Below are 24,356 nucleotides of genomic sequence, written 5' to 3'. Positions count from 1 at the left end.
CGGATCTCCCGGCCGGCGCGGTGGTGCAGCTCGCGGTGGTGCAGCTCGCGGTGGCGTTCTCCGCGGATCGCGCTCATCGTCCGATCGGCGACCAGGGGCCGCCCCAGGTCTGCCCGACCATCCGAGCGCCGTCCGCCGTCGGCCCGGCGAGCGTGCCCGCGCGGACCTGGTGCGCGCGGACCTGGCGCGCGCGGCGGTCACGGACCTGTTCGGCGAGGTAGGCGGCGTCCCGCGCGATGCCGGCGAACCGGCCCGACCCCCAGGTGTGCAGCCACGGCAGGCCGAGCAGGTACAACCCGGGCACGGCGGTCACCCCGCGGCGGTGCTGCGGATGCCCGGCGCCGTCGAAGATCCCGGCGTGTAGCCAGCGGTAGTCGCGGGTGAACCCGGTCGCCCAGACGACGGCGGCCACGTCGGTGACGGCGAGGGCCGGCCCGGTGGCACTCGGGGGCTGCCAGACCGGCGTGTAGCGACTCGGGCCGACCGCCACGTCGAGCCCGTTGGCGGCGATGTGGGCGTCGATCAGCTCGTTGATGCCGTTGTAGACCTCGTCGGCGGCGTCGAGGTTCGCGGCGAGGTCGTCGGCGAAGGCGAACCGGCCGGCGTCGACGCCCGTCAACCGGCCGTGCAGCACCATCCCCTGGCGGGCGAAGGCGCGCAGGTCGATGTCGCGCCCACCGTCGCGACCGGTGACGTAGTGGTTGGTGCGGTCGGCGCTGCGCTCCTCGACCGGCCTGTCGGTGACGGGCCTGGCGTAGTGGCCGGTGTCGTGCATCCAGGCGATGACGTCGCGGCCCCGGTAGCGGCGGGCGAACCGGGGCGCGTAGCCGACCGCGAGGTGCACCTGCCGGCCGGCGAGGTGCAGGTCCTCGGCGATCTGCGCGCCCGACTGCCCGGTGCCGACGACGAGCACCGGTCCGGCGGGCAGGTCCGCGGGGCGCCGGTAGCGCGCGGAGTGCACCTGGTGCAGGTCGGCCGGCAGCCGCTCGGCCAGCCGCGGGATCGCGGGGGTGTGGTAGCCGCCGGTGGCGACGACGACCTGGTCGGCGACGAGCTCGCCGGCGGTGGTGCGCACGGCGAAGCCGCCGGCCGGGTCCGCGGCGCCGGGCCCGTCGCCGAGCGGGCGCAGGGAGTTCACCGCGGTGTGCTCGCGGACCGGCGGATCGAAGCTCGCGCGGTAGCCGTCGAGCCAGGCGACGATCTCGGACTTCACCATGAAACCGTTCGGGTCGGGCCCGTCGTAGGCGTGGCCGGGCAGCCGGCACTGCCAGTTCGGCGTGACCAGGCAGAAGCTGTCCCAGCGAGCGTCGGACCAGGTGTGCAGGGCGGTGTCGCGTTCGAGGACGGCGTGGTCGACGCCGTCGGCGGTCAGATGCCAGCTCATCGCGAGCCCGGCCTGACCGGCGCCGATCACGGCCACGGGGAGGTGTTCGACCGTGTCGGGCGATTCCCGGCCGGCCGCTCCCACGTCACGCGCTCCCACGTCGGGCGTTTCCCTGTCGGGCGACCCCGAGGTAGGCGTCGGGACGGCGGTCGCGCAGGTGGTACATGCCCGCCCGGGCGGACGACAGCATCGCCGGGAGGTCCACCGTGGCGTAGGCGACGCCTGGCCGGGTCCCGGTCGTGGCGAGCACCGCGCCGCCGGCGTCGACGACCTTGGCGCTGGCGACGAACCGCAGCGACCCGAAGCTCCCGGACTGGTTCGCCGACACCCACAGCACCTGGTTCTCCAGCGCGCGGGCCCGGTCGAACAGGTCGAACCGGTGCGTCCAGCGGTCGTCGGCGAGGTCGGGCGCGCGGAAGGTGCGGGCCGCGGGCCACGCCGACAGGCAGGCCACGATCTCGGCGCCGTCGAGGGCCAGCGCCCGCGCTGCCTCGGGGAACGCCTTGTCGTAGCAGATCAGCATCCCCATCCGGCCCAGCGGGGTGTCGAACGCGGCGAAGCTGTCGCCCGCCCGGTACGAGGCGCCCTCGCCGAGGGGTTGGTGCACCTTGCGGTGCACCCCGAGCAGACCGTCGCCGCTGACCGCGACCGCGGTGTTGTAACGCAGGTCGCCGTCGGCCTCACACAGGCCCGCGGTGACGACCAGATCCCCGGCCAGTGCGGCGAGCCGGCGCACCTGGGGGCCGTCGAGGTCGAGGGCCGGCGGCAGCGAGCTGGTCCCGTCGCCGCTCGTCCCATCGGTGCTGGTTGCGTGGGGGGCCGAGGCCGTGGCGCCGTCGAGGGTGGGGCCATCGAGGGTGGGGCCGTCGAGGGTGGTCAGATAGCCGCCCAGGGCCGCCTCGGGCAGGACGACCAGCCCCGCGCCCCGCGCCCGCGCGGCGTCGAGGATCGAGGCGATGCGGGCGAAGGCGTCGGTCAGGTCCCGGCCGAAGTCGGCCGCGACCGCGGCGACGGTGATCACTCGACCTCACCGGCCGGTCCCAGCCCGGTGACGGTGCCGGGCACGCCCTCGGTGAGTTCGCCGTCCGGCCAGCGCAGGGCCACCCCGGCGCCGGTCGTCAGCGCCCCGCAGACCTTGGAGGTGGCGCAGCCCGCGTCCGCGACGCCGCGGCCGGGCGCGTCCGCGGTGAGCATCGCGAAGCCCGGAAAGCACGACAACCAGTCGGCGACGCCGGCGGAGTCCGGGCGGGGCACCGCGGCGACGTCCAGCACGGCCCCGCAGCCGCTGGCCTCGGCGAGCATGCCGAGCGTGCCGACCAGGCCGGCCATGCTGACGTCCTTGGCGGCGGCCGGGGCGGTGCGGGCGACGAACCCGGTCATCGCGGCGAGCTCGTCGGCGCCGCGGGAGGTGGTGGAGTCCCACTGCCGCCCGGTGTGACCGCGCCGCCAGGTCCCGCCGAGGTCGGCGGTCAGCGAGACGGCGTGCCCGGCCTGCCCACCGCCGGCCGGCACGGGCCGCGCGCTGCGGCCCAGCGCGGTGACCGTCAGCGCGGCCGGGACGCCGAACTGGGTGTGCCCACCGAGGATCGGCAGCCGGTAGGCCGTGGCCGCCGCGCGCAGCCCGGACAGCACCCGGGCGGCGAAGGAGGCGTCCCGGGCTCCGACGGCGTCGAGCAGTCCGACGGGATCGGCCCCCATCGCCGCCAGGTCGTTGGCGTTGACGAGCACCCCGCACCAGCCCGCCCATTCCGGATCCCGCTCGACAAGCGAGGGCACGATGGCGTCGCAGGCGGCGACGAGGTCGCTGCCCGGCACGGGGGCGCCGTCGTCGCCGACGAAGCCGGCACCGCCGGGCCGCAGGCCGCCGAGCAGCGCGCCGAGGGGTGCCTTGGTCGCCGCGGCCTGGCGGGCGAGGCGGTCGATCGGCCAGCGCATCAGCACGTGCGGCTTGCCCGCGACCGTGCAGGGACGCACCGAGCGCCAGCCCAGCCGCTGGAACGCCGGCTCGCCGGCGGCCTGGACGGTCGCCTCGAACCGCAGCACCCCGGCCTGCTCGGCGAACGCGCAGGCCGCCCGGACCAGCGCCGAGCCGATCCCCGCGCCATGTCCCGCGCCATGTCCCGCGCCGCCGCGGGCGGGCCGGACGACGGCCAGCCGCCCGCCCCTCCACCAGCCGAGATCGGCGCCGGTCGCGCAGTGCAGCCGGACGCCGCCGAGCAGCTCCCCGCCCGCCGCGCGGGCGAGCAGGACGACGGTGCGCTCGTCGTCGTCCGCATCGTCATGATCGGTGCCGCCGCGGGCGGTGCCGCCGAACAGCCCCTGCTCGACGACGAAGACGTCACGGCGCAGCCGCCGATAGGCCGCGAGATCCGCCCGCTCGGTCGCCACGTCGATCGTCCATGCCGGTGGCCGGGTCGCCGGCGCGGGCACGCCGAGCAGGACGCCCCCCAGATCCATCAGGCACCCGCCGAGGGCAGCGGGCTGCACGCGCCGCAGGCGGCGCAGCCCGCGCGTTGACCCGAGCCGGCCATGCCGGCGGCGCGCAGCAGCGCCGCGACCCGCACGGTCACGTCGGCGACGGTCGCCGCGGGGGGAGGGCTCGCCCCGTCGACGTCGAACGCCAGCGTCCCCGCGATCGGCCGCAGCGGCACGACGAACGGGTAGACGCCCATCTCGACGAGCTCGGCGGCGCCCGCGACCAGCTCGTCCGGGTTCTCCCCGAGACCGACGAGCAGGTAGGTGGAGACCTGGTTGCGGCCGAACACCCGCACCGCCTCCCGCCAGGCGGCCCGGTACTGCGCCATCGCCACGGTGGCCTTGCCCGGCATCCAGCGGCGGCGTACCGCGTCGTCCAGCGACTCGACGTGGAGGCCGACGCTCACCGCGCCGGCCTCGCGCAGCTCGGTCAGCACGGCGAGATCGCCGGGCGGCTCGCACTGCACCTGCACGGGCAGGCCCGGCACCGCGGCGGCGACCGCCCGCACGCAGCGGGCCAGGTGGCGGGCCCCGCGATCGCGCCCCGCGGTGGTCCCGGTGGTCATCACCATCTGGCGGACCCCGTCGAGGCGGACCGCGGCCTCGGCGACCTCGGCGAGCTGCTCCGGGGTCTTCACCGCGGTGGTCGCGCCGTGGCGCAGGGACTCCTCGATGGCGCAGAACCGGCAGCGCTCCTCGGCCCGATAGCGGATGCAGGTCTGCACGACCGTGGTGGCCAGCACGTCCGCGCCGTGCAGGCGGGCGAGCTGGTCGTAGGGGACGCCGTCGGCGGTGCGCAGGTCGTAGAACGCCGGCCGGCGAACCGGCTCGACGGTCAGGCCGAGATCGGCCCCGTCGAGCAGCAGGCGCCCCTCGCTCACCCGGTACGGGCTGGTGGGGACGATCGGCAGCGCGGTGCCGACCCCACCGAGCAGGACATGACCGTCGTCGGACGGGCCCGCCCCGCCGCGGCGCGCGACGGGCGCGTCCACCGCCACCCCGTGGACGGCGAGATCGCTTCTCAGCGCGGTGCTGGTCATGTGCTCACACCAGGTAGGTGGAGTTGATGATGGCGCCCTTGCGGGCGTAGTGGATCAGCGCGTCCTGGACGTCGAGCGGGTGCGCCGGGACGACCCCGCTGATGAGGTCCTCCTCGCGGGCGCCGTGCAGGGCGAGCCCGAAGCGGCAGCAGTAGACCGTGCCGCCCTCGGCGATGAACGTCTCCAGCGCCAGGTTGATGTTCGTCTCGCCGGGGAAGGCCGCGTCGCCGGTCGTCGGGAAACCGCGGTTGGCGATGCAGTTGATCGCGCCGGGGCCGTAGAAGTAGATCGCCGACTCGAACCCCTTGCGCAGCGCGCGGGTGGCCTGCAGCACCGCGACGAAGCTCACCGACGACTCGTGGGCGATGCCGTGGACGAGGGTGAAGTAGCACTCGCCGTTCTCGGCCTGGTAGTCCGGGAAGATCTTGGTGGTGCCGTAGAGGTTGCTGCCCTTGGGCAGCGACGGGTGCGGGATCTCCGCCAGGCTTCGGGCGATGTTCTCGGCGATCGTGTCGTCCAGGGTCATCGGGTTTCCTTCGTGGCGGTGGGATCAGTCGTAGAGGGCGGCGAAGTTGGCGGTGAAGACGTGGCGGGCGAGCTCGCCGTCGCCCACCGCGGCGGCGAGCCGGGCATATTCGCCGGGGTGGTCGCCCCACGGCTCGTCGGAGGCGAACAACAACCGGTCGTGGCCGACACCGCGGCGGTCCATCTCGGCGGCAAGCCACCGTGGCGCGAAGCCGACTGCCCAGCTCAGGTCCGTGTAGACCCGCTTTCCCGCGGCGATCCAGTCGAAGAAGCGCCCGCCGGCGAGTTTGATGTGTCCACTCGTCCCGCCACCGAAATGCACGAGATGGATCTTCGCCCGGTCGCCGAAGCGATCCACCAGCTTTCCGACCTGGTCGATGTCGCTGGCCGCGCCGGGCGAGGTGTGGACGTGGACGATGAGGTCGCGCTCGACCGCGGTGGCGAAGAGAAGGTCGAGCTGGGCGAGGCAGCCGGCGTCGTCGACGCTCCCGCCGAGCAGGAACGTCGTCTTGAGCGCTCGGACGCCCGGCTCACCGGCGAGGGCCAGGGCGCGGGCGTTGAGCTCGGCGTCCCGCGGCCGCGGCGAGACGAAGATCCCGGCTCGGATCCGATCGTCGCGGGCGGCCGCCTCCAGCACGAGCTCGTTGAACGCGAAGGTCCGCGCGACCTCCGGCACTCCGTAGTTCGGGATGACCAGGGCCCGCTCGGTACCCTCGCGGTCGAGGTCCGCGATGAGCTGGGCGACGGTGGCGCGCGCGGAGACGTCCGGGTGCACCGCCGGCCCCCCGTAGAACGGGTGGGCCGGGAGCACACCAAGGTGACGGTGCGCATCGGCGAGGCCGGCGAATGTCATGTAATTAGTTCAAAGTTTGGACATGTTTGTTCCATAGCTCTCGGAACAAGGTCGCGTGACGTGCGCATCGCTTCTCCCGCCGCAGGTTGGGGGCCCTCGGTGGAATCCATGGGGGATCACCCTCGCTGTCGGAGTGATCCGGACCATTCTGCCGGATGATGCACCGTATCGCCCCGGCAAACGCGCATCCGGCACATGTGGCCGTAATGTGGGGCCGCTCTTTGCGGCAATGCGCGCTCCGGCAGAGCCGCGATCAGCGGTCGACGCTGTCCATGTGGGTGGTGTCCATGCGGGCGCTGTCCTCGCCGGGGCTGTCCTCGCCGGGGCTTTCCGCACGGTCGCCGCTCGTCCGGGCCTCGGCGCGGGTGGCCTGTTGGACCTCGAGCAGTGACTCGGCGTGTCGCTCTGCCTCGAAGGCCTTCACCCCGCCGCGTACCCCGAACAGCCGCTTGCTGGCGACCAGATAGACCACCGCACCGAGGTTGACGACGAGGGCGCCGATTCGCAGTACCGTGATGCGCTCGGTGAGCTCGTAGATCTCCAGCGGCAGGAACGCCGAGGTCGCCACCACCGCGAAGTACTCACCCCAGCGCTTGAGCAGCCACAGCCCGATCCCCTCGACGATCTGTACCGCCGCGTAGCCGAACAGCAGCACCGCCACCAGCAGCAGCGTCCGCGGCCGGGTGTAGAGCAGGTGGTGCAGGTGCTCGACCGTCGGGGAGTGGTCCAGGTCGAGATGCAGGACGTCGGCGAGCGGCCGCGCCGCGGGCACCGCCCGGTCGAACAGCCGCTGCACGGCGTCCTCGGACCGGCGAAACCGCAGGATGGCGTAGCCGATCAGCACCATCAGCAGCGCCCGGACCAGGCGCTCCACCGCAAGCAGCCGCAGCACCGTGGCGTCGCGCAGGGCCCGTCCCCGCAGCAGCACGGGCGCGTCCTGCGCCGGCCCGCCGAGCGCCGGCTCGCCGACGACGAAGTTCCCGCAGCGCAGGCATCGCCAGCTCACCCCTACGGCGGTCCGAGCGGTCAGCCGTTCGGCCAGCTCGGGCTCGTCGGGCCGATAGGTGGCGTGACCCTTGCGCGCGCAGGCCCGAAGCTCCCAGTCCACCCGCATCCCGGCCCGCTCCTCATCACCGCGTTCTACCCACGCCAACCGGTGCCCGCCCGCGCCTACCAGCCGCGAGCCGGTCAGCACGCCGCCGCAGAGTCTGGCTCGGACCCAGGCCGCCGACCTGGCTTTGACACGAATCCGACACCGTGCCGCCCATTCAGGCCAGCCCACGCCACCGAGCCCGCCCGACCGACCCGAACCCACCCCTGGCGATCATGGTGTTCCCTGGCGCCGGGGCCCACCGCGGCCGCATTGCGGTGCGTTCTGCACGGTCTGGGACCGCAGACCGTGCATTCCGTACCGCAAAGCGCCTCCCGCATCCGACCTGGATGATCGTTGCCTGCGCAGAACCGTGCTCCGCGGTACGGTCTGCCACCGCGAGGGTCTGGCACGGTCCTGGCAGTTCCGCAGTTCCGCAGTTCCGCAGTTCCGCGGTTCCGCGGTTCCGCGGAACCGGGCCGGCGCCGTCGGAGGTGAGCCCGACGTCACCGGCGACCCCGGCGCCCGTGACCAGACGTTCCCACGGCGGTGCCTCGACGGTCCGGGGTCAGTGGCGCCGACACGCCGCCTGATCACAACCACAAACGCGACCTGAAACTGGACAAACGAACGCCCTGCACATCTGCACGGTCCGCTGAGCGTCTCCTCCCCGCCGTGCAAACCAAACTCTCTATCGCTTGTGCGGGCCAGCAACCTGCGTTACCCGGGCGTCCGGAGTTCGATCCGCACGGCGGAGGAGCGGCAGAGCACCACCCGGCATGAGGACGTCGTGGTTCGGGATCACGTCCTGTTCACGAACGTGGAACCCTGCTGCCTGTTTTTGGGGCCTCAGATCAGCCGCCGTAGCTGCACCGTCGTCGGACCCGCCGACGAAGTGGTCGAGGCGGTGACCGGGCTCCTGATGAGCTGTCACTATTTCTGTCGGCGCCCAGGCCGCGGGGCGGCGGGCGTTGCCTGGCGGGAAGAACGACCCGACCTGGTCGAGGCCGTTGCACAGCCGTCGGTGGCCTGCGTGATCTCCCGGGACGTCGAGCGCGAGGCCATCATCGACGCGCTGATCGACGAACTGCGCCCCCTGCTCGGGGGGATCGGTAGCTCCGCGGCGGGCAGTCGCTCGACTGCGTAACTCCGGGCGAACGATCAGCAGGCGACGGCGTTGCACCGCCGGCTCCGCCGTCATTGTCGGCAGCCGCCGAGCCCACCAAACTGCCCGGGCGGCAAAGGGCACCTCACGCCATCCATGTCCCGCCCCACTCGGATGACAGGTCTGCATCGGCCCCAGATCCGCCCCCACCCCACCAAGCCAGAGCAAAGCCACTGGCCCCGTGGGGGGTTCGGGGGGGCTCGGCCCCCCGGCAAACATGACGAGCAAAGCCGCAGTCGCCCCAAGGGCGACAAGCATGGAAGGTCGCCCCGTGGGGGGTTCGGGGGGGCTCGGCCCCCCGGCAAACATCACGGGCAAAGCCGCAGTCGCCCCAAGGGCGACAAGCATGGAAGGTCGCCCCGTGGGGGGTTCGGGGGGGCTCGGCCCCCCGGCAAACATCACGGGCAAAGCCGCAGTCGCCCCAAGGGCGACAAGCATGGAAGGTCGCGCGTGCCCCCGGCAGGATTCGAACCTGCGCACCCGCCTCCGGAGGGCGGTGCTCTATCCCCTGAGCTACGGGGGCTCTGGGGCAACGCGGCATACGTTACCAGGCGGGAACGGCGGATCGCGCACCCGGGTCGGCCGTAAGCTTCCGGTGTGTACCAAGCCGCCCCCCGGGTCCTCGTCGTCGACGACGACGCGGTGATACGTCAGCTCGTGGTCGTCAACCTTGAGCTGGAAGGCTTCGAGGTCCATACCGCCGTCGACGGTGTCGACGCGCTGGAGGTGGTGCGGACCGTCGATCCCCAGGTGATCACGCTCGACATCATGATGCCGCGGATGAACGGCTGGGATGTGGCCGCTGCCCTGCGCGAGGACCCGTCGACCGCCGACATCAAGCTGATCATGCTCACCGCGCGGGCGCAGGAGGCCGACGTCAAGCGCGGGGCTCGCATCGGCGTCGACTACTACCTGACGAAGCCGTTCGACCCCGACGAGCTGATCACCGTCGTCCAGAAGCTCGCCGCCGGCCAGCCGGTCTAGCCGGATTCAGCCGGCGGATCACCGGGTTCGCAGGGTCCGGCCCGCTGGTTCGCCGCGCGGCGGCGTTGACGGGGATCGGCGGGCGGACGTGGGAGGGCGTCGCGCCGATAGCATCGCGACATGACCCCCGCCGATCTCGCCGACGCCATCGTCGCGGCCATTGGTCGCGCGGTCGCCGACGGCGACCTGGACGTGACTGTGCCGACCACCGTCACGGTGGAGCGACCGAAGACGGCCGGGCACGGCGACTACGCCTCCCCGGTGGCCCTGCAGCTCGCGAAGGCGGCGCGCCGCAAGCCGCGCGAGGTCGCGGAGGTGCTGGCCGGCCGGCTGGCCACCCAGAGCGGGATCGCGAGCGTCGACATCGCCGGGCCAGGATTCCTGAACTTCACCCTCGCCGGGGACGCTCTCGGCGAGATCGCCCGCACGGTGGTGCGGGCCGGCGAGAGCTACGGGCATGCGGCGAAGCCGCGGGGCGTGCGGGTCAACCTGGAGTTCGTCAGCGCGAATCCGACCGGTCCGGTGACGCTCGCCTCGGCGCGCTGGGCGGCCGTCGGCGACGCGCTGGCCCGCATCCTGACCGCGGCCGGCTTCTCCGTGGGCGGGGAGTACTACGTCAACGACGCCGGCGTGCAGATCGAGCGGTTCGGCGCGTCGGTACTGGCCGCGGCCGCCGGCCGGGAGATCCCGGCGGAGGGCTACCACGGGGCGTATGTCGCGGAGATCGCCGCGGCGGTGCTGGCGGGCCGGCCGGACCTGCTCGACCTGCCCGAGGACGCCGCGCTCGCGGTGACCACCGAAGAGGGCCTGGCCCTGATGCTCACCGAGATCCGGTCGACGCTGGAGGGCTTCGGCGTCCACTTCGACCGGTGGGCCTCCGAGCGGGCGCTGCACACCGCCGGCGCGCTGACGAAGGCGATCGACGACCTGCGCGCGCAGGGCCACGTCTACGACGCCGACGGCGCGGTGTGGCTGCGCACCACCGACTTCGGTGACGACAAGGACCGTCCGCTGGTCAAGAGCGACGGCCAGCCGACGTACTTCTGCGCCGACGCCGCCTACTACCGCGACAAGCGGGGCCGTGGCTTCGACCAGCTCATCTACCTGCTCGGGGCAGATCACCACGGTTACGTCGCCCGGCTGAAGGCGATCTCCGCCTGCTTCGGCGACGACCCGGCGACCAACCTCGACGTCATCATCGGGCAGCTGGTGACGCTCTCGCGCGGCGGTGCCCCGGTGAAGATGTCCAAGCGGGCCGGGACCTTCCTGACCCTGCACGACCTCGTCGACGCCGTCGGGGTCGACGCGGCCCGCTACTCGCTGGTCCGGTCCTCGCTCGACTCGTCCCTCGACCTCGACCTCGACCTGGTGACCCGCCAGACCAGCGACAACCCGGTGTTCTACGTCCAGTACGCCCACGCCCGCATCAGTTCGCTGCTGCGCAACGCCGAGGCGCTGGGCCTGCCGACCGCGTCGGAGACGGCGGACGTCGCGCTGCTGACCCATCCGCGCGAGGTGGACCTGCTGCGGGGGCTCGGCGAGTTCCCGCGGGTGATCGAGGCGGCGGCCAGCCTGCGTGGCCCCCATCGGGTCGCCCGCTACCTGGAGGAACTCGCCGGGGTCTACCACCGGTTCTACGACGCCTGCCGGGTACTCCCGCAGGGGGACGAGGAGGCGGGCCCGCTCACCGGTGCCCGGCTGCTGCTGGTCGCCGCGACCCGGGTGGTGCTCGCGAACGGCCTCGGGCTGCTCGGCGTCAGCGCGCCCGAGCGGATGTGACCGGATGGTTGACGGCGGCCGCGGCGGCGACGAGGCCGGCCACGCAGACGAGTCGGGCCGGGGCAACGAGTCCGGCCGGGCCTACGAGACAGGCCGCGGAATGAGACGGGCAGAGGCGATATGAGCGAGACCGACAACCCGGCGGTGGGAGCACCGGCAGCGGGAGCCCCGACAGCGGGAGCCCTGACGGTGGGAGGCCCGACGCCGGGAGGCTCGTCGGCGGCGGCCCTGGAGGAGAACCTCTGGCCGGCGACGGCCCGGCTCGACCGCGACGGCGTGCTGCGGGTCGGCGGTGTCCGGGTGGACGAGCTGGCCGCCGAGTTCGGCACCCCGGCGTTCGTCCTGGACGAGGCCGACTTCCGGGCCCGGTGCGCCGCCTGGCGGCGCGCGTTCTCCGACTGCGACGTCTACTACGCCGGCAAGGCGTTCCTGTGCCGCGCGGTCGCCCGTTGGGTGGACGAGGAGGGGCTCAACCTCGACGTCTGCACCGGCGGGGAGCTCGCCGTGGCCCGCTCGGTCGGATTCCCGGCCGGGCGGCTGCTGTTCCACGGCAACAACAAGTCGGTCGCCGAGCTGCGGGCGGCGGTGGCCTACGGCGTCGGGCGGATCGTCGTCGACTCCTTCGCCGAGATCGATCGCCTGGCCGCCGTCGCCGCCGAGGCCGGGGTGCGCCAGCGGGTCCTCGTGCGGGTCACGCCGGGGGTCGAGGCGCACACCCACAGCTACGTCTCCACCGGCCAGGAGGACCAGAAGTTCGGCTTCTCGCTCGCCGGCGGCGCGGCGGCCGAGGCGGTGGAGCGGGTGCTCGCCGCCGGCTCGCTGGAACTCGTCGGCCTGCACGCGCACATCGGCTCGCAGATCTTCGACACGGCCGGGTTCGGCCTGGCCGCGCACCGCATGGTCGGCCTGCTGGCGCGCGTCCGCGACACCCACGACCTCGAACTGCCCGAGCTCGACCTCGGCGGTGGGCTCGGCATCGCCTACACCAGCGAGGACGCCCCGCTGGAGGTGGCCGACGTCGCCGAGCGGCTGACCGCCGTCGTGGGCAAGGAGTGCGCGGCGGCGGGGCTTGCCGTCCCGCGCCTCGGCGTGGAGCCGGGCCGGGCCGTCGTCGGCCCGACGACGGTGACCCTGTACGAGGTCGGCACGGTCAAGGAACTGCCCGGGCTGCGCACCTTCGTCAGCGTCGACGGCGGGATGAGCGACAACATCCGCACCGCCCTCTACGACGCCCGGTACACCGCCCGGCTGGTCTCCCGCGCGGGCTCGGCCGCGGCCCACGTGGTCACGCTCGTCGGCCGGCACTGCGAGTCCGGCGACGTCGTCGCCCACGACGTGCCGCTGCCCGACGACGTGCGCCCCGGCGATCTCGTCGCGGTGCCGGCCAGCGGGGCCTACCACCGGTCCATGGCCAGCAACTACAACCATGTCACCCGCCCGCCGGTCGTCGCGGTGCGCGACGGCGCCGCCCGGCTGATCGTGCGGCGGGAGACCGAGGAGGACCTGCTGCGCCTCGACATCGACCCGGCGGACCAGGCCGGCGCGGCGGTGGCACCGTGAGGATCGCGCTGCTCGGCTGCGGGGTCGTCGGCAGTGAGATCGTCCGGCTGCTGCGGGCCAACGCCGGTGACCTCGCCGCCCGGGTCGGCGAGCCGCTCGAGCTCGTCGGGATCGGGGTGCGCCGCCCGGAGCGGGTCCGTGACCTCGACATCGACGCGAGCCTGTTCACCGCGGACGCCGCCGGACTCGTCGCCCGTGACGACGTCGATCTCGTCATCGAGGTCGTCGGGGGGATCGAGCCGGCCCGGGACTGGCTGCTGGCCGCCCTGCGGGCCGGTAAACCGGTGGTCACCGCGAACAAGGCGCTGCTCGCCTCCGACGGCGCCGCGCTGCACGACGCGGCGGCGGCCGCCGGCACCGACCTGTACTACGAGGCCGCGGTCGGTGGGGCGATCCCGCTGATCCGCCCGCTGCGCGAGAGCCTGGCCGGCGACCGCGTCCGCCGGGTGCTCGGCATCGTCAACGGCACGACGAACTTCGTGCTGACCCGGATGGACGAGACCGGCGCGTCGTTCGCCGAGGCACTGGCCGAGGCCGGCGCGCTCGGCTACGCCGAGGCCGATCCGTCCGCCGACATCGACGGCTACGACGCCGCCGCGAAGGCTGCGATCATGGCTCAGCTCGCCTTCCACTCGCCGGTGACCATCGACGACGTCTACCGGGTCGGCATCGGCGACGTCACCGCCGCCGACATCGCGAGCGCGCGCGAGATGGGCTGCACCGTCAAGGCCCTCGCGGTGGCCGAGCGCAGCGTCGAGACCGACGGGATCAGCGTCCGGGTGCATCCCGCGATGATTCCGCGGACCCACCCGCTGGCCGGGGTGCGGGAGGCGTTCAACGCCGTGTTCGTCGAGGCGGAGGCCGCCGGGCAGTTGATGTTCTACGGCCAGGGGGCGGGCGGGGCGCCGACCGCGTCGGCGGTGCTCGGCGACGTGGTCGCCGTGGCGCGCAACCGCATCGCGGGCCGTCGCGGACCCGGCGAGTCGTCCTACGCGGCGCTGCCCGTCCTGCCGATGGGCCGTACCGTGACGAGGTATCACGTGAATCTCGACGTCACCGACAAGACCGGCGTGCTCGCGACGGTCGCCGGTGCCTTCGCGCGTCACGATGTGTCCATCAGGAGCGTCCGCCAGGACGGCCGCGGCGACGACGCGAGCCTCGTTCTGGTGACGCATGCCGCGCCCGACGCGGCGCTGTCGGCCACCGTCGAGGAGCTACGCGGCCTCGTCGGGGTGCGGGCGGTGTCCGGCGTGATGCGGGTCGAGGGAGGTGAGCCGTGACCACGACGTCCACAGCTCGTGCGGAGTCCAGCGCCGTCGGAGCCAGCGCCGCTGCCGGGTCCAGCACTGCTGCCGAGTCCAGCGCTCGTGCGCAGTCCGGGTCGTTCCCGGGTGGGCCGGCGGCGCCGGCGGCATCCACCCAGCCCGACCGGTCGCACCGGCCGTGGCGGGGGATCATCGAGGAGTACCGCGACCGGCTGCCGGTCGACGACGACACGCCGGTGATCACCCTGCGGGAGGGCGGCACGCCGCTGCTGCTCGCCGAGCACCTGTCCGAGCTCACCGGGTGTGAGGTTCATCTCAAGGTCGAGGGCGCGAACCCGACGGGTTCGTTCAAGGACCGCGGGATGACGATGGCCATCAGCCGGGCCGTCGGCGCGGGTTCCCAGGCGGTCATCTGCGCCTCCACGGGCAACACCTCGGCCTCGGCGGCCGCCTACGCCGCCCGTGCCGGCATCACCTGCGCGGTGCTCGTCCCCAGCGGGAAGATCGCGCTGGGCAAGCTCGCCCAGGCGCTCGTGCACGGCGCCCGGCTGCTCCAGCTCGACGGCTCGTTCGACGACTGCCTGCGGGTCGCCCGCGAACTCGCCGACACCTCGCCGGTCACCCTGGTCAACTCGGTGAACCCGTACCGCCTGGAAGGCCAGAAGACGGCGTCGTTCGAGATCGTCGAGGCGCTCGGGCGGGCCCCGGACGTGCACTGCCTGCCGGTCGGCAACGCCGGCAACATCACCGCCTACTGGCGGGGGTACCTGGAGGAGGACGCCCGCCTCGACGCCGGCCGGCCGCGGATGTGCGGTTTCCAGGCGGCGGGCGCGGCCCCGATCGTGCGCGGCGAGATCGTCACCTCCCCGCAGACGATCGCCACGGCGATCCGCATCGGCAACCCCGCCTCCTGGGACTTCGCCGTCGACGCGCGGGACTCCTCCGGCGGCCTCATCGACGCCGTCAACGACCGGCAGATCCTCGCCGCCTACCGGCTGCTCGCCCGCCGGGAGGGCGTCTTCGTCGAGCCGTCCAGCGCGGCGAGCGTCGCCGGGCTGCTGATGGCGCGGGCGGACGGTCGCATCGAGGCCGGCCAGCGCGTCGTCTGCACCGTGACCGGCAACGGGTTGAAGGATCCCGACTGGGCGATCAGCGGGGCGGCCCGGCCGGAGACGATCCGGCCGACCGTCGCGGGCGCCGCCGAGGCGCTCGGGCTGCAGACTTCGTGACCGCCCTGTCCGGCGCGGTCCCGGGGGCCGAAACGGCGGCCCCCGGCGGGGCTGTCCGCGACAACCCGGGCGGGGCTGTCCGCAGTGTCTCCGGCGCGGGTGACCGCGACCTCTCGGGCGCGGGTGACCGCGACGCGCGGGGCGAGTACAGGAGCGTGCCGGTGGTCGGCGCCGGGCGGGCGGGTGCCGACGGCGCCGCCCGGCGGGTCCGGGTGCGGGTTCCCGCGACGAGCGCGAACCTCGGCCCGGGGTTCGACGCCTTCGGCCTCGCCCTCGGGCTGTACGACGAGGTCGACGTGGAGATGACCGCGTCCGGTCTGACGGTCGACGTGGTCGGCCCGGACGAGGTCGCCCAGGACGAGACGCATCTGGTGGTCCGGGCGATCCGGGCGACGTTCGACCTGCTCGGCCGGCCGCAGCCGGGGCTCGCCCTGCGCTGCGTGAACCGGATCCCGCACGGCCGCGGGCTCGGCTCGTCGGCGGCCGCCATCGTGGCGGGGATCGTGGCGGCGGCGGCGCTCGACCGGCCCGATCTCGGCCCGGAGTTCGAGGCCGGCCCCGCGGCGAACCAGGGCGACCCCGGCGTAGCCCGTCCCGGCGTCCCTGCTGACCGGGCCGCAACCGCAACCGCGGCCGGCCCGGCGGCCGCGGCCGGCCCCGGCCCCGGGGACTCGGCCGGCCCCGCGACCTCGGTGCCCGCCGCAGCCGCGTGGATGCTGCGCCTGGCGCATGACATCGAGGGTCATCCGGACAATGTGGCCGCCGCGCTGTCGGGTGGCTTCACCGTCGCCTGGCAGGACGTCGAGGGGGCCCGCTGCCTGCGCGTCGACCCCTTCGCCGAGCTGCGGCCGGTGGTCTTCGTGCCGACCGTGCGCCAGTCCACCGAGGCGTCGCGGGGTGCGCTGCCGGTGCTCGTCGGGTTGCCCGACGCCGCCCGGACCCTCGGCCGGGCCGCGCTGCTGGCGCTGACGATGTCCGCCGCCGAGCCCGCGGCCGCGGCGCAGCGCGCCCGCACGCTGTTCAGCGCCACCGAGGACCTGCTGCACCAGCCCTACCGGCTGCCCGCCGCGCCGGCCACCGGCGAGCTGGTCGCCCGGCTGCGCGCCCTCGGGGTGCCGGCGACCCTGTCCGGCTCCGGGCCGTCCGTGTTGGCCCTCGCGGTGGGCGGGGAGCAGGCCGCGGCGGCGGTGGGCGCGGCGAGCGCCGAGTTCTCGGTCGCGCCGCTGAGCGTTGACCGTTCCGGGGCGCAGGTCACCCGCCTCGACCCCGAAAGGTAGTCGAACGGATTCATAAGGTGATATTGTCGGGCTGGGGTGGGGCGGTCGGGCCGCAGCTCCGCGGTCGTGTGTCACATCGGGAAGTCCTGACGTCTCAAGGTTGTTGCCGAGGTGTCTGCCGCTGGATAGTCTGGTGACTGCACCCGCTGCCACCGCGGCGCGTGCTCGCTCCCGCAGTGCCGCTCTGGCAGTGCCAGATGGGCCGTGGTTCGGGACTCCGGTGTTTCGGCCTCGTCGTCGTTGCCTCGGCTCCACACCGGCACACCTGGGCGGGATCGGCGAGTTCGCTCGCGGCATTCGGCCGCTGGCGCCGTAGACGGGCGCGACGTCGCCCATCCGGTGCTGTACATCCCCTTCACCCGGCATCTGTGCAGGCGAAGAAGGTTCACAAGCTACGCCCGGCTCATCAGGAGCCAGTTCCTTCAGGGAAGGAAAACCTTGAGCGACACCACCAACGTGCTGCCAGTGAGCGCACGTGAGTCTGCGGCGCCTGCGACGCCTGCATCGCCGCCCCACGAGAGCGGGCCGGCGGCCGGCACCTCGTCCGCAGACGCCGTCACCACCGCGCCCGCCGCCGACAACGGCAGCGCGCGCGCCGGCCGCGGTTCCCGGGCCGCCGCCGCGACGACCCCGACCGCCGAGGGCGCCACCGCGACCCGGCGACGCCGGCAGGGCACCGGGCTGTCCGCGATGCTGCTTCCCGAGCTGCAGTCCATGGCCTCGTCCATGGGTATCCAGGGAGTGGGCCGACTGCGCAAGGGCCAGCTCATCGCCGCGATCCAGAACCTGCAGAACGGTGAGGCCGCGGGCGGTTCCACCGCTTCCGCTCCCACCACCGACCAGGCACCGGTGGCGCCCATCCCGGCGCCGAGTGAGGCGCCCGCCGCGGCGCCCCTGGCGGCCCGGCAGTCCGCCGGCGACGGCGGCGGCTCCAGCACCACCACCCGCACCCGTTCCCGCCGCGGCGCGTCGCGCGGCGTGGCCAGCCCGACCCTCGAGCAGCCGACCCTGCCGGAGCCGGCCGGCGACACGGTCGTCGAGACCCGTCCGGCCCCCGTCGTGACGGCCCCGGCGCAGCAGGCGGCCCTCTCCGCGCAGCCGACCGCCGCCGCCCAGTCCGCCCCGCCCCAGCCGGCGACCAGCCCCGGCCGCCAGGGCGACGGTGCTGCCCGCGGCCGTGAGGACCGCCGCGACCGCTCCGGTGACAACGGCCGCGCCGGCGAGAGCGGTCGCTCCGGTGACAACGGTCGCTCGGGCGAGAGCGGTCGCTCCGGTGACAACGGTCGCTCGGGCGACAATGCCCGCTCGGGCGAGAGCGGTCGCTCCGGTGACGGCGGCGAGCGGCCGACGAACGACCGTCAGGGCACGGACCGTCGGTCCGGCGGGGATCGTCAGGACCGGCAGTCCGGTGACCGCTCCTCGGGCCGCGCCGACCGGACCCAGGGTGACCGTTCCGGCAACGACCGCTCGGGCGGCGACCGTTCCGGTAATGACCGTTCCGGTAGCGACCGTCCGGGTAGTGACCGCTCCGGTGGCGACCGTCCGGGTAGTGACCGTCCGGGTAGCGACCGTTCCGGCCAGAACGGCCAGAGCGACGACGACTTCGCCGGCCGCAGCCGGCGGGGCCGGTTCCGCGAGCGTGGCCGCAACCGCGGTCGCGGCGGGCAGGCCGGTCCGGCCGAGAACGAGCCGGTGGTGCGCGAGGATGACGTCCTCGTGCCCGTCGCCGGCATCCTCGACGTCCTGGACAACTACGCCTTCGTCCGGACCAGCGGCTACCTGACCGGCCCGACCGACGTCTACGTCAGCCTGGCCCAGGTTCGCCGCAACGGGCTGCGCCGCGGCGACGCCATCACCGGCGTCGTCCGCGCGCCGCAGGAGGGCGAGCAGCGCCGGGACAAGTACAACGCGCTGGTCCGGTTGGACACGATTAACGGGATGGAGCCGGAGGAGGCGCGCGGGCGGCCCGAGTTCACCAAGCTCACGCCGCTGTACCCGCAGGAGCGTCTGCGGATGGAGACCGAGCCCCACCTGCTCACGACGCGGGTCATCGACCTCGTCATGCCGATCGGCAAGGGGCAGCGCGCCCTCATCGTCAGCCCGCCCAAGGCCGGCAAGACGATGGTGCTGCAGTCCATCGCCAACGCGATCACCACGAACAACCCGGAAGTCCACCTCATGGTCGTCCTCGTCGACGAGCGGCCGGAGGAGGTCACGGACATGCAGCGCTCGGTCAAGGGCGAGGTGATCGCCTCCACCTTCGACCGGCCGCCGGCCGACCACACCAACGTCGCCGAGCTGTCCATCGAGCGGGCCAAGCGCCTGGTCGAACTCGGCCACGACGTCGTCGTCCTGCTCGACTCGATCACTCGGCTGGGCCGCGCCTACAACCTGGCCGCCCCCGCCTCCGGCCGGATCCTGTCCGGCGGTGTCGACTCGACCGCGCTCTACCCGCCGAAGCGCTTCCTCGGCGCGGCGCGCAACATCGAGAACGGCGGGTCGTTGACGATCATCGCAACGGCGCTGGTCGAGACGGGCTCGACGATGGACACCGTGATCTTCGAGGAGTTCAAGGGGACGGGCAACGCGGAGCTCAAGCTCGACCGCAAGATCGCCGACAAGCGGATCTTCCCGGCGGTCGACGTCGACGCCTCCAGCACCCGCAAGGAAGAGATCCTCCTCGCCCCCGAAGAACTCTCGATCATGCACAAGCTGCGCCGGGTGCTCCACACCCGGGAGAACCAGCAGGCGCTGGAGCTCCTGCTCGACCGTCTCAAGCAGTCCCGGACGAACTACGAGTTCCTCATGCAGATCGCCAAGACGGCGCCGCCGCAGGATTAGCCCCACATTTCGCCTTCGGCGAAATGTGGGGACCCCAGGTCCTTGGGCGCCACACGGGGTGACGCCGGATCGCCTTCGGCGGTCCGGCTGGGAGAGCCGTTGCGTCTTCGGTGAAATGTGGGACGCGCATCGGTCGGTGTCGCCGATTGCGGTGCATGCCGGCATTGCGGTGCGTTCTGTACGGTCTGCATCCCGCAACCGTGCGCGGTGCACCGCAGCTCGCCGGGCTCCAGTCGGATCAGCGGCCTTGGCGGGGAGGGGCTGCCGGGGTTCGGGGGGCCTGCGTGGGCCGGGCGGCCTGCGTGGGCCGGGCGGAACAGGGCGGTCCGCAGCGGCGTTGACGTGGACGGCCAGCGTGCCGGCGGACGTGGCGTCCGCCTCTGGCAGACTGGTGGCAGGACGGCTCCGGTTCACGCCCTCCATCCGGACGGCGACCCGGCGGCCACATCGAAAGAGGGACCATGAAGGCTGACATCCACCCGACCTACCACGAGACGACCGTGAACTGTACCTGCGGGAGCACCTTCACCACCCGCAGCACCAAGGAGAACGGCGTCGTCAACGCCGAGGTCTGCTCGCAGTGCCACCCGTTCTACACGGGCAAGCAGAAGATCCTCGACGTCGGTGGACGGGTCGAGAAGTTCGAGCGCCGGTTCGGCCGGCGGCGCCCCGGCGAGAAGGTCGGCGGCGCGAAGTAGTGCGGCCACGGCGCCCGTCCGGATCACCGGGCGGGCGCCGTTTGCGTCCGGGGCGCCGCAGGCAGCGCCGTCCCGCCGACCCTGGCTCCGGAGCCCTGCGGCGTCCGGGACCGTGACGTGCGAAGAGGAAACACCATGACGTCCCCGCTCGACGGCCTCGTCGCGGAGCACGCCGAGATCGAGGGGCAGCTCGCCGATCCGGCGGTGCACAACGACCCCGCGAAGGCCCGCGCCCTGAGCCGCCGCTACGCGCAGCTCGCCCCGGTCGTCGATCTGGCCCGGGAGCTCGAGCGGGTGGAGGGCGACCTCGCCGCCGCCCGCGAGCTCGCCGCGGAGGACACGTCGTTCCGCGGAGAGGTCGACGACCTCGACGTCGAACTGGCCGGGCTCAACGAGCGGCTGCGCGCCTACCTGGTCCCGGTCGATCCCGACGACGCCCGGGACGCCATCCTGGAGGTCAAGGCCGGCGCGGGCGGCGAGGAGTCGGCCCTGTTCGCCGGCGACCTGCTGCGGATGTACCTGCGCTACGCGGAGCGCCGCGGCTGGAAGACCGAGATCCTCGACGCCAACCCGTCCGATCTCGGCGGCTACCGCGACGTCAGCGTGGCGGTGAAGGCCCGCGGCTCGGCGGCCGGCGACGGCGTGTACGGCCGCCTGCGGTTCGAGGGCGGGGTGCACCGTGTCCAGCGGGTGCCGGTGACGGAGTCCGCCGGGCGCATCCACACCTCCGCGGCCGGGGTGCTGGTGCTTCCCGAGGCGGAGGAGGTCGACGTCGAGATCGACCCGAACGACCTGCGCATCGACGTTTTCCGCTCGTCCGGACCGGGCGGGCAGAGCGTGAACACCACCGACTCGGCGGTCCGGATCACGCACGTCCCGACCGGTCTGGTGGTGTCCTGCCAGAACGAGAAGAGCCAGCTGCAGAACAAGGAGTCCGCGCTGCGGATCCTGCGCGCGCGGCTGCTCGGCGTCGCCCGGGAGAAGGCCGAGGCGGAGGCGTCGCTGGCGCGCGCCAGCCAGGTGCGCACCGTGGACCGCTCGGAGCGGGTCCGTACCTACAACTTCGCCGAGAACCGGATCAGCGACCACCGGGTCGGCTACAAGGCGCACAACCTCGACCAGGTGCTCGACGGCGAGCTCGACGAGGTGCTGGACGCGCTCGCCGCCGCCGACCTGGAGGCCCGGCTGGCCGCCCAGGCGTCATGACCGGCCCGTCGGTGACCCGCGGGGCCGCCGGGACGCTCGCGGCCTGGCTCGCACGGGCCACCGAACGGCTGCGGTCGGCCGGGGTCGCCAGCCCCCGCGCCGACGCCGAGCAGCTTGCCGCGTTCGCCCTGGGGATCTCCCGGGCCCGGCTGGTGGTCGTCGACGAGCTGCCCCCGTCGGCCGCCGAACGCCTCGACGAGCTGGTGGCCCGGCGTGCCCGCCGAGAGCCGCTGCAGCACCTGACCGGCCTCGCCGGGTTCCGCTATCTTGACCTCGCCGTCGGCCCCGGGGTGTTCATCCCCCGGCCGGAGACGGAGTCGGTCGTCGGCTGGGCCCTCGCCGCCCTGCCCTCGGTGTCGGGCGGCGGCCCGGTGTGCGTGGATCTCTGCGCGGGGTCCGGGGCGATCGCGCTGTCCCTGGCCGGGGAGGTGCCCGGCGCCCGGGTGCACGCCGTGGAGGTGGACCCTGCGGCGCTCGGCTGGCTGCGGCGTAACGTTGCGGCGAGCGGACTTCCGGTCACGGTGCACGAGGCCGACGTCACCGCCCCGCCCATCGCGTCGCTGGCCCGGCTCGCCGGGTCGGTCGACCTGGTCGTCAGCAATCCGCCGTATCTTCCGGATGCCGACCGCGACGAGGTGGAGCCCGAGGTGGGCGAGCATGACCCGCCCCGGGCGTTGTGGGGCGGTGCGGACGGCCTCGACGTGGTGCGCGCCGTCGTCGCCCTGGCGGCCCGGCTGCTGCGCCCCGGGGGCCTGCTCGCCGTCGAGCACGCCGACGGCCACGGTGTCGCCGCACCGGGCCTGCTGCGGGCCGACGGGCGGTGGGCGGAGGTGGCCGACCATCCCGACCTGGCCGGGCGGGACCGGTTCGTCACCGGCCGGCGCCGGGCCGGCGCCGGGCAGCGAGCGACAGGGGAGGAGGGGTGATGCAGCGCTTCGACTGTTCCGACGAGGCCGAGCGGGCCCGTGGGCTGGACGCGGCGGTCGCCGCCGTGGGCCGCGGTGGGCTGGTGGTGCTGCCCACCGACACGTTGTACGGCCTGGGGGCCGACGCGTTCGACCGGGACGCGGTGGCCGCGCTGCTGGCCGCCAAGGGGCGCGGGCGCAACATGCCCGTCCCGGTTCTGGTCGGCTCCTGGCGGACCCTGGACGGGCTCATCGACCGCAAGACCCCGCAGGTGAAGGATCTGATCTCGGCGTTCTGGCCGGGCGGGCTGACCCTCGTGGTCCGGCACGCGGCGTCGCTGCGCTGGGATCTCGGTGAGGGCCGGGGCACCGTGGCGGTGCGCATGCCGCTGCACCCGGTGGCGATCGAGCTGCTGGGTCGCACCGGGCCGATGGCCGTCTCCAGCGCGAACATCAGCGGTCAGCCGCCGGCGACGACGGCGGACGAGGCCGTCGACCAGCTCGGCGGTGCCGCCGAGGTGTACCTCGACGGCGGTCCGTGCCCGGCGGCCGTGCCCTCGACCATCGTCGACTGCACCGGCGAGGTGCCGGTCGTGGTCCGCAGCGGCGCCGTCGGCCTCGACGCGTTGCGCGAGGTCCTGCCCCTCGTGCGGGAACCTGCCGGCCGGTGAACCGGTCCTGGAGCCCGCTCGGGGCCGGGCCCGGCCGGGCCCCGAGCGGGTCCTGGGGTGGCCCGAGTGGAGAGCCGGGCCGGCGCGGAGGACCATTGGTCCCGATCGGGCGGCACGAGCGCAGGAGGTAGGTACGCCATGAGCACCCCTTTCTGGGGCCCGGACTTCGACCAGCTCGCCGGCACGGATCCGGACATCGCCGAGGTGGTGCTCGACGAGCTGGCCCGGCTGCGCGGGGGCCTGCAGCTCATCGCGAGCGAGAACCTCACCTCGCCGGCGGTGCTCGCGGCGCTGGGCTCGACGTTGTCGAACAAGTACGCCGAGGGCTATCCCGGCCGGCGGTACTACGGCGGCTGCCAGGTGGTCGACCGGGCCGAGGAGATCGGCATCGCCCGGGCGAAGGAGCTCTTCGGCGCCGAGCACGCCAACCTGCAGCCCCATTCGGGCGCCTCGGCGAACTTCGCCGTGTACGCGGCGCTGCTGACCCCGGGCGACACGGTGCTGGCGATGTCGCTGCCGCACGGCGGTCACCTCACCCACGGCAGCAAGGTGAGCTTCTCCGGGAAGTGGTTCGACGTCGTCGCCTACGGGGTGCGCGAGGACACCGAGCTCATCGACTACGACCAGGTGCGTGACCTCGCCCGTCAGCACCGCCCCAAGATGATCATCTGTGGGGCGACGGCCTACCCTCGGCTGATCGACTTCGCGGCCTTCCGGTCCATCGCCGACGAGGTCGGCTCGTGGCTGATGGTGGACGCGGCGCACTTCATCGGGCTGGTCGCGGGCGGCGCGATCCCCAGCCCCGTGCCGTACGCCGACGTCGTCAGCTTCACCACGCACAAGGTGCTGCGCGGCCCTCGCGGCGGCATGATCCTCGCCCGCGAGGAGCTGGCCGGGCGCATCGACAAGGCCGTGTTCCCGTTCAGCCAGGGGGGACCGCTGATGCACGCGGTGGCGGCGAAGGCCGTCGCGCTGCGGGAGGCGGCCACCCCCGCCTACGCCCAGTACGCTCGCCAGGTGGTGGCCAACGCGCAGGTGCTGGCCGAGGGTCTGGCCGCCGAGGGCATTCGACCGGTCGCCGGGGGCACCGACACCCACCTCGCGCTGCTCGATCTGCGCGAGCTCGGGGTCAGCGGGCGCGACGCCGAGACCCGCTGCGACGCCGCCGGCATCACCCTGAACAAGAACGCGATCCCCTACGACCCGCAGCCGCCCGCGATCTCCTCCGGGATCCGGGTCGGCACGCCGGCGGTCACCACCCAGGGGATGAGGGAGGGCGAGATGAAGGAGATCGCCGCCCTGATCGCCCGGGCGGTGCGTGATCCCGCCGCCGCCGCGGACATCGCCGCGGGCGTCGCCACGCTCGTCGAACGGCATCCCGCTTACCCGCGGTAGCCGCGGTAGCCGCC

Annotated in this window: 20 protein-coding genes and 1 tRNA gene; 13 read left to right on the top strand and 8 right to left on the bottom strand. The window is 73.8% G+C overall.

Annotated features, from left to right (window positions below; genetic code table 11):
• Positions 1-73 precede the first annotated feature (73 nt).
• The 7 genes from FRAAL_RS25980 to FRAAL_RS25950 form a co-directional block, all read right to left on the bottom strand.
• Positions 74-1,483 (bottom strand): MSMEG_0569 family flavin-dependent oxidoreductase, encoded by a 1,410-nt coding sequence (locus FRAAL_RS25980; RefSeq protein WP_011607021.1) that lies wholly within the window; start codon positions 1,481-1,483, stop codon positions 74-76.
• Positions 1,470-2,405, bottom strand: coding sequence for a carbon-nitrogen hydrolase family protein (locus FRAAL_RS25975; protein WP_011607020.1), 936 nt, complete (start codon positions 2,403-2,405; stop codon positions 1,470-1,472). Before FRAAL_RS25975 ends, FRAAL_RS25980 begins: the two co-directional genes overlap by 14 nt.
• Positions 2,402-3,841, bottom strand: coding sequence for an MSMEG_0567/sll0787 family protein (locus tag FRAAL_RS25970; RefSeq protein WP_041941018.1), 1,440 nt, complete (start codon positions 3,839-3,841; stop codon positions 2,402-2,404). The genes FRAAL_RS25975 and FRAAL_RS25970 overlap by 4 nt, the downstream gene beginning before the upstream one ends.
• Complete coding sequence (locus tag FRAAL_RS25965; RefSeq protein WP_011607018.1) at positions 3,841-4,899, bottom strand: MSMEG_0568 family radical SAM protein; 1,059 nt, start codon at positions 4,897-4,899, stop codon at positions 3,841-3,843. The genes FRAAL_RS25970 and FRAAL_RS25965 overlap by 1 nt, the downstream gene beginning before the upstream one ends.
• Before the next feature lie 4 nt (positions 4,900-4,903).
• Positions 4,904-5,425 carry an MSMEG_0572/Sll0783 family nitrogen starvation response protein gene (locus tag FRAAL_RS25960; RefSeq protein WP_011607017.1) on the bottom strand — a complete coding sequence of 174 codons (522 nt, stop codon included), beginning with the start codon at positions 5,423-5,425 and terminating at the stop codon, positions 4,904-4,906.
• A 24-nt stretch (positions 5,426-5,449) separates the two neighbouring features.
• A complete protein-coding gene (locus tag FRAAL_RS25955) occupies positions 5,450-6,277 on the bottom strand; it encodes an amidohydrolase family protein (RefSeq protein WP_041939790.1) in 828 nt (275 codons plus the stop codon).
• 253 nt (positions 6,278-6,530) lie between these two features.
• Positions 6,531-7,391, bottom strand: a complete 861-nt coding sequence (locus FRAAL_RS25950) for a DUF2127 domain-containing protein (RefSeq protein WP_050997255.1) — start codon at positions 7,389-7,391, stop codon at positions 6,531-6,533.
• Between the two features lie 676 nt (positions 7,392-8,067).
• Here FRAAL_RS25950 and FRAAL_RS25940 point away from each other — a divergent pair.
• Positions 8,068-8,514 (top strand): hypothetical protein, encoded by a 447-nt coding sequence (locus FRAAL_RS25940; RefSeq protein ID WP_011607013.1) that lies wholly within the window; start codon positions 8,068-8,070, stop codon positions 8,512-8,514.
• 469 nt (positions 8,515-8,983) lie between these two features.
• On the opposite strand, the gene FRAAL_RS25935 is transcribed toward FRAAL_RS25940, so the two are convergent.
• A tRNA-Arg gene (locus tag FRAAL_RS25935) sits at positions 8,984-9,055 on the bottom strand.
• A gap of 74 nt (positions 9,056-9,129) precedes the next feature.
• Here FRAAL_RS25935 and FRAAL_RS25930 point away from each other — a divergent pair.
• The 12 genes from FRAAL_RS25930 (at position 9,130) to glyA (ending at position 24,342) form a co-directional block, all read left to right on the top strand.
• Positions 9,130-9,516 (top strand): response regulator transcription factor, encoded by a 387-nt coding sequence (locus FRAAL_RS25930; protein WP_041939788.1) that lies wholly within the window; start codon positions 9,130-9,132, stop codon positions 9,514-9,516.
• Between the two features lie 120 nt (positions 9,517-9,636).
• On the top strand, positions 9,637-11,295 hold the full coding sequence (argS, locus tag FRAAL_RS25925) for an arginine--tRNA ligase (protein WP_011607011.1): 1,659 nt from the start codon (positions 9,637-9,639) through the stop codon (positions 11,293-11,295).
• A gap of 120 nt (positions 11,296-11,415) precedes the next feature.
• The gene (lysA, locus tag FRAAL_RS25920) at positions 11,416-12,855 is read left to right on the top strand and encodes a diaminopimelate decarboxylase (RefSeq protein ID WP_011607010.1); all 1,440 of its coding nucleotides are present in this window, start codon (positions 11,416-11,418) and stop codon (positions 12,853-12,855) included.
• Entirely contained in the window at positions 12,852-14,135 is a 1,284-nt protein-coding gene (locus tag FRAAL_RS25915; RefSeq protein ID WP_011607009.1) for a homoserine dehydrogenase, read from the top strand. Before lysA ends, FRAAL_RS25915 begins: the two co-directional genes overlap by 4 nt.
• Complete coding sequence (gene thrC, locus FRAAL_RS25910; RefSeq protein WP_011607008.1) at positions 14,132-15,349, top strand: threonine synthase; 1,218 nt, start codon at positions 14,132-14,134, stop codon at positions 15,347-15,349. The genes FRAAL_RS25915 and thrC overlap by 4 nt, the downstream gene beginning before the upstream one ends.
• A gap of 161 nt (positions 15,350-15,510) precedes the next feature.
• The gene (locus tag FRAAL_RS25905) at positions 15,511-16,626 is read left to right on the top strand and encodes a homoserine kinase (RefSeq protein WP_011607007.1); all 1,116 of its coding nucleotides are present in this window, start codon (positions 15,511-15,513) and stop codon (positions 16,624-16,626) included.
• 465 nt (positions 16,627-17,091) lie between these two features.
• Positions 17,092-19,467, top strand: a complete 2,376-nt coding sequence (gene rho, locus FRAAL_RS25900; RefSeq protein ID WP_011607006.1) for a transcription termination factor Rho — start codon at positions 17,092-17,094, stop codon at positions 19,465-19,467.
• A gap of 461 nt (positions 19,468-19,928) precedes the next feature.
• Entirely contained in the window at positions 19,929-20,165 is a 237-nt protein-coding gene (rpmE, locus tag FRAAL_RS25895) for a 50S ribosomal protein L31 (RefSeq protein ID WP_011607005.1), read from the top strand.
• A 135-nt stretch (positions 20,166-20,300) separates the two neighbouring features.
• Complete coding sequence (gene prfA, locus FRAAL_RS25890) at positions 20,301-21,371, top strand: peptide chain release factor 1 (RefSeq protein ID WP_041939786.1); 1,071 nt, start codon at positions 20,301-20,303, stop codon at positions 21,369-21,371.
• Positions 21,368-22,297 carry a peptide chain release factor N(5)-glutamine methyltransferase gene (gene prmC, locus FRAAL_RS25885; protein ID WP_011607003.1) on the top strand — a complete coding sequence of 310 codons (930 nt, stop codon included), beginning with the start codon at positions 21,368-21,370 and terminating at the stop codon, positions 22,295-22,297. Before prfA ends, prmC begins: the two co-directional genes overlap by 4 nt.
• Positions 22,297-22,947 carry an L-threonylcarbamoyladenylate synthase gene (locus FRAAL_RS25880; RefSeq protein WP_011607002.1) on the top strand — a complete coding sequence of 217 codons (651 nt, stop codon included), beginning with the start codon at positions 22,297-22,299 and terminating at the stop codon, positions 22,945-22,947. Before prmC ends, FRAAL_RS25880 begins: the two co-directional genes overlap by 1 nt.
• Before the next feature lie 138 nt (positions 22,948-23,085).
• A complete protein-coding gene (gene glyA / locus FRAAL_RS25875; protein ID WP_011607001.1) occupies positions 23,086-24,342 on the top strand; it encodes a serine hydroxymethyltransferase in 1,257 nt (418 codons plus the stop codon).
• The last annotated feature ends 14 nt before the right edge of the window (positions 24,343-24,356 follow it).

Source organism: Frankia alni ACN14a (assembly GCF_000058485.1).
Classification (GTDB): Bacteria; Actinomycetota; Actinomycetes; order Frankiales; family Frankiaceae; genus Frankia; species Frankia alni.
The sequence above is the reverse complement of the archived record's forward strand: the minus strand, read 5'-3'. Positions and strand labels throughout refer to the sequence as shown.

What these genes read in the sequence shown, in the direction of transcription:
- FRAAL_RS25970 (WP_041941018.1), bottom strand. Translation starts at nt 3,841, where the DNA reads ATGGATCTGGGGGGCGTCCTGCTCGGCGTGCCCGCGCCGGCGACCCGG.
- FRAAL_RS25965 (WP_011607018.1), bottom strand. Translation starts at nt 4,899, where the DNA reads ATGACCAGCACCGCGCTGAGAAGCGATCTCGCCGTCCACGGGGTGGCG.
- FRAAL_RS25960 (WP_011607017.1), bottom strand. Translation starts at nt 5,425, where the DNA reads ATGACCCTGGACGACACGATCGCCGAGAACATCGCCCGAAGCCTGGCG.
- FRAAL_RS25955 (WP_041939790.1), bottom strand. Translation starts at nt 6,277, where the DNA reads ATGACATTCGCCGGCCTCGCCGATGCGCACCGTCACCTTGGTGTGCTC.
- FRAAL_RS25950 (WP_050997255.1), bottom strand. Translation starts at nt 7,391, where the DNA reads ATGCGGGTGGACTGGGAGCTTCGGGCCTGCGCGCGCAAGGGTCACGCC.
- argS (WP_011607011.1), top strand. Translation starts at nt 9,637, where the DNA reads ATGACCCCCGCCGATCTCGCCGACGCCATCGTCGCGGCCATTGGTCGC.
- lysA (WP_011607010.1), top strand. Translation starts at nt 11,416, where the DNA reads ATGAGCGAGACCGACAACCCGGCGGTGGGAGCACCGGCAGCGGGAGCC.
- rpmE (WP_011607005.1), top strand. Translation starts at nt 19,929, where the DNA reads ATGAAGGCTGACATCCACCCGACCTACCACGAGACGACCGTGAACTGT.
- prfA (WP_041939786.1), top strand. Translation starts at nt 20,301, where the DNA reads ATGACGTCCCCGCTCGACGGCCTCGTCGCGGAGCACGCCGAGATCGAG.
- prmC (WP_011607003.1), top strand. Translation starts at nt 21,368, where the DNA reads ATGACCGGCCCGTCGGTGACCCGCGGGGCCGCCGGGACGCTCGCGGCC.
- FRAAL_RS25880 (WP_011607002.1), top strand. Translation starts at nt 22,297, where the DNA reads ATGCAGCGCTTCGACTGTTCCGACGAGGCCGAGCGGGCCCGTGGGCTG.
- glyA (WP_011607001.1), top strand. Translation starts at nt 23,086, where the DNA reads ATGAGCACCCCTTTCTGGGGCCCGGACTTCGACCAGCTCGCCGGCACG.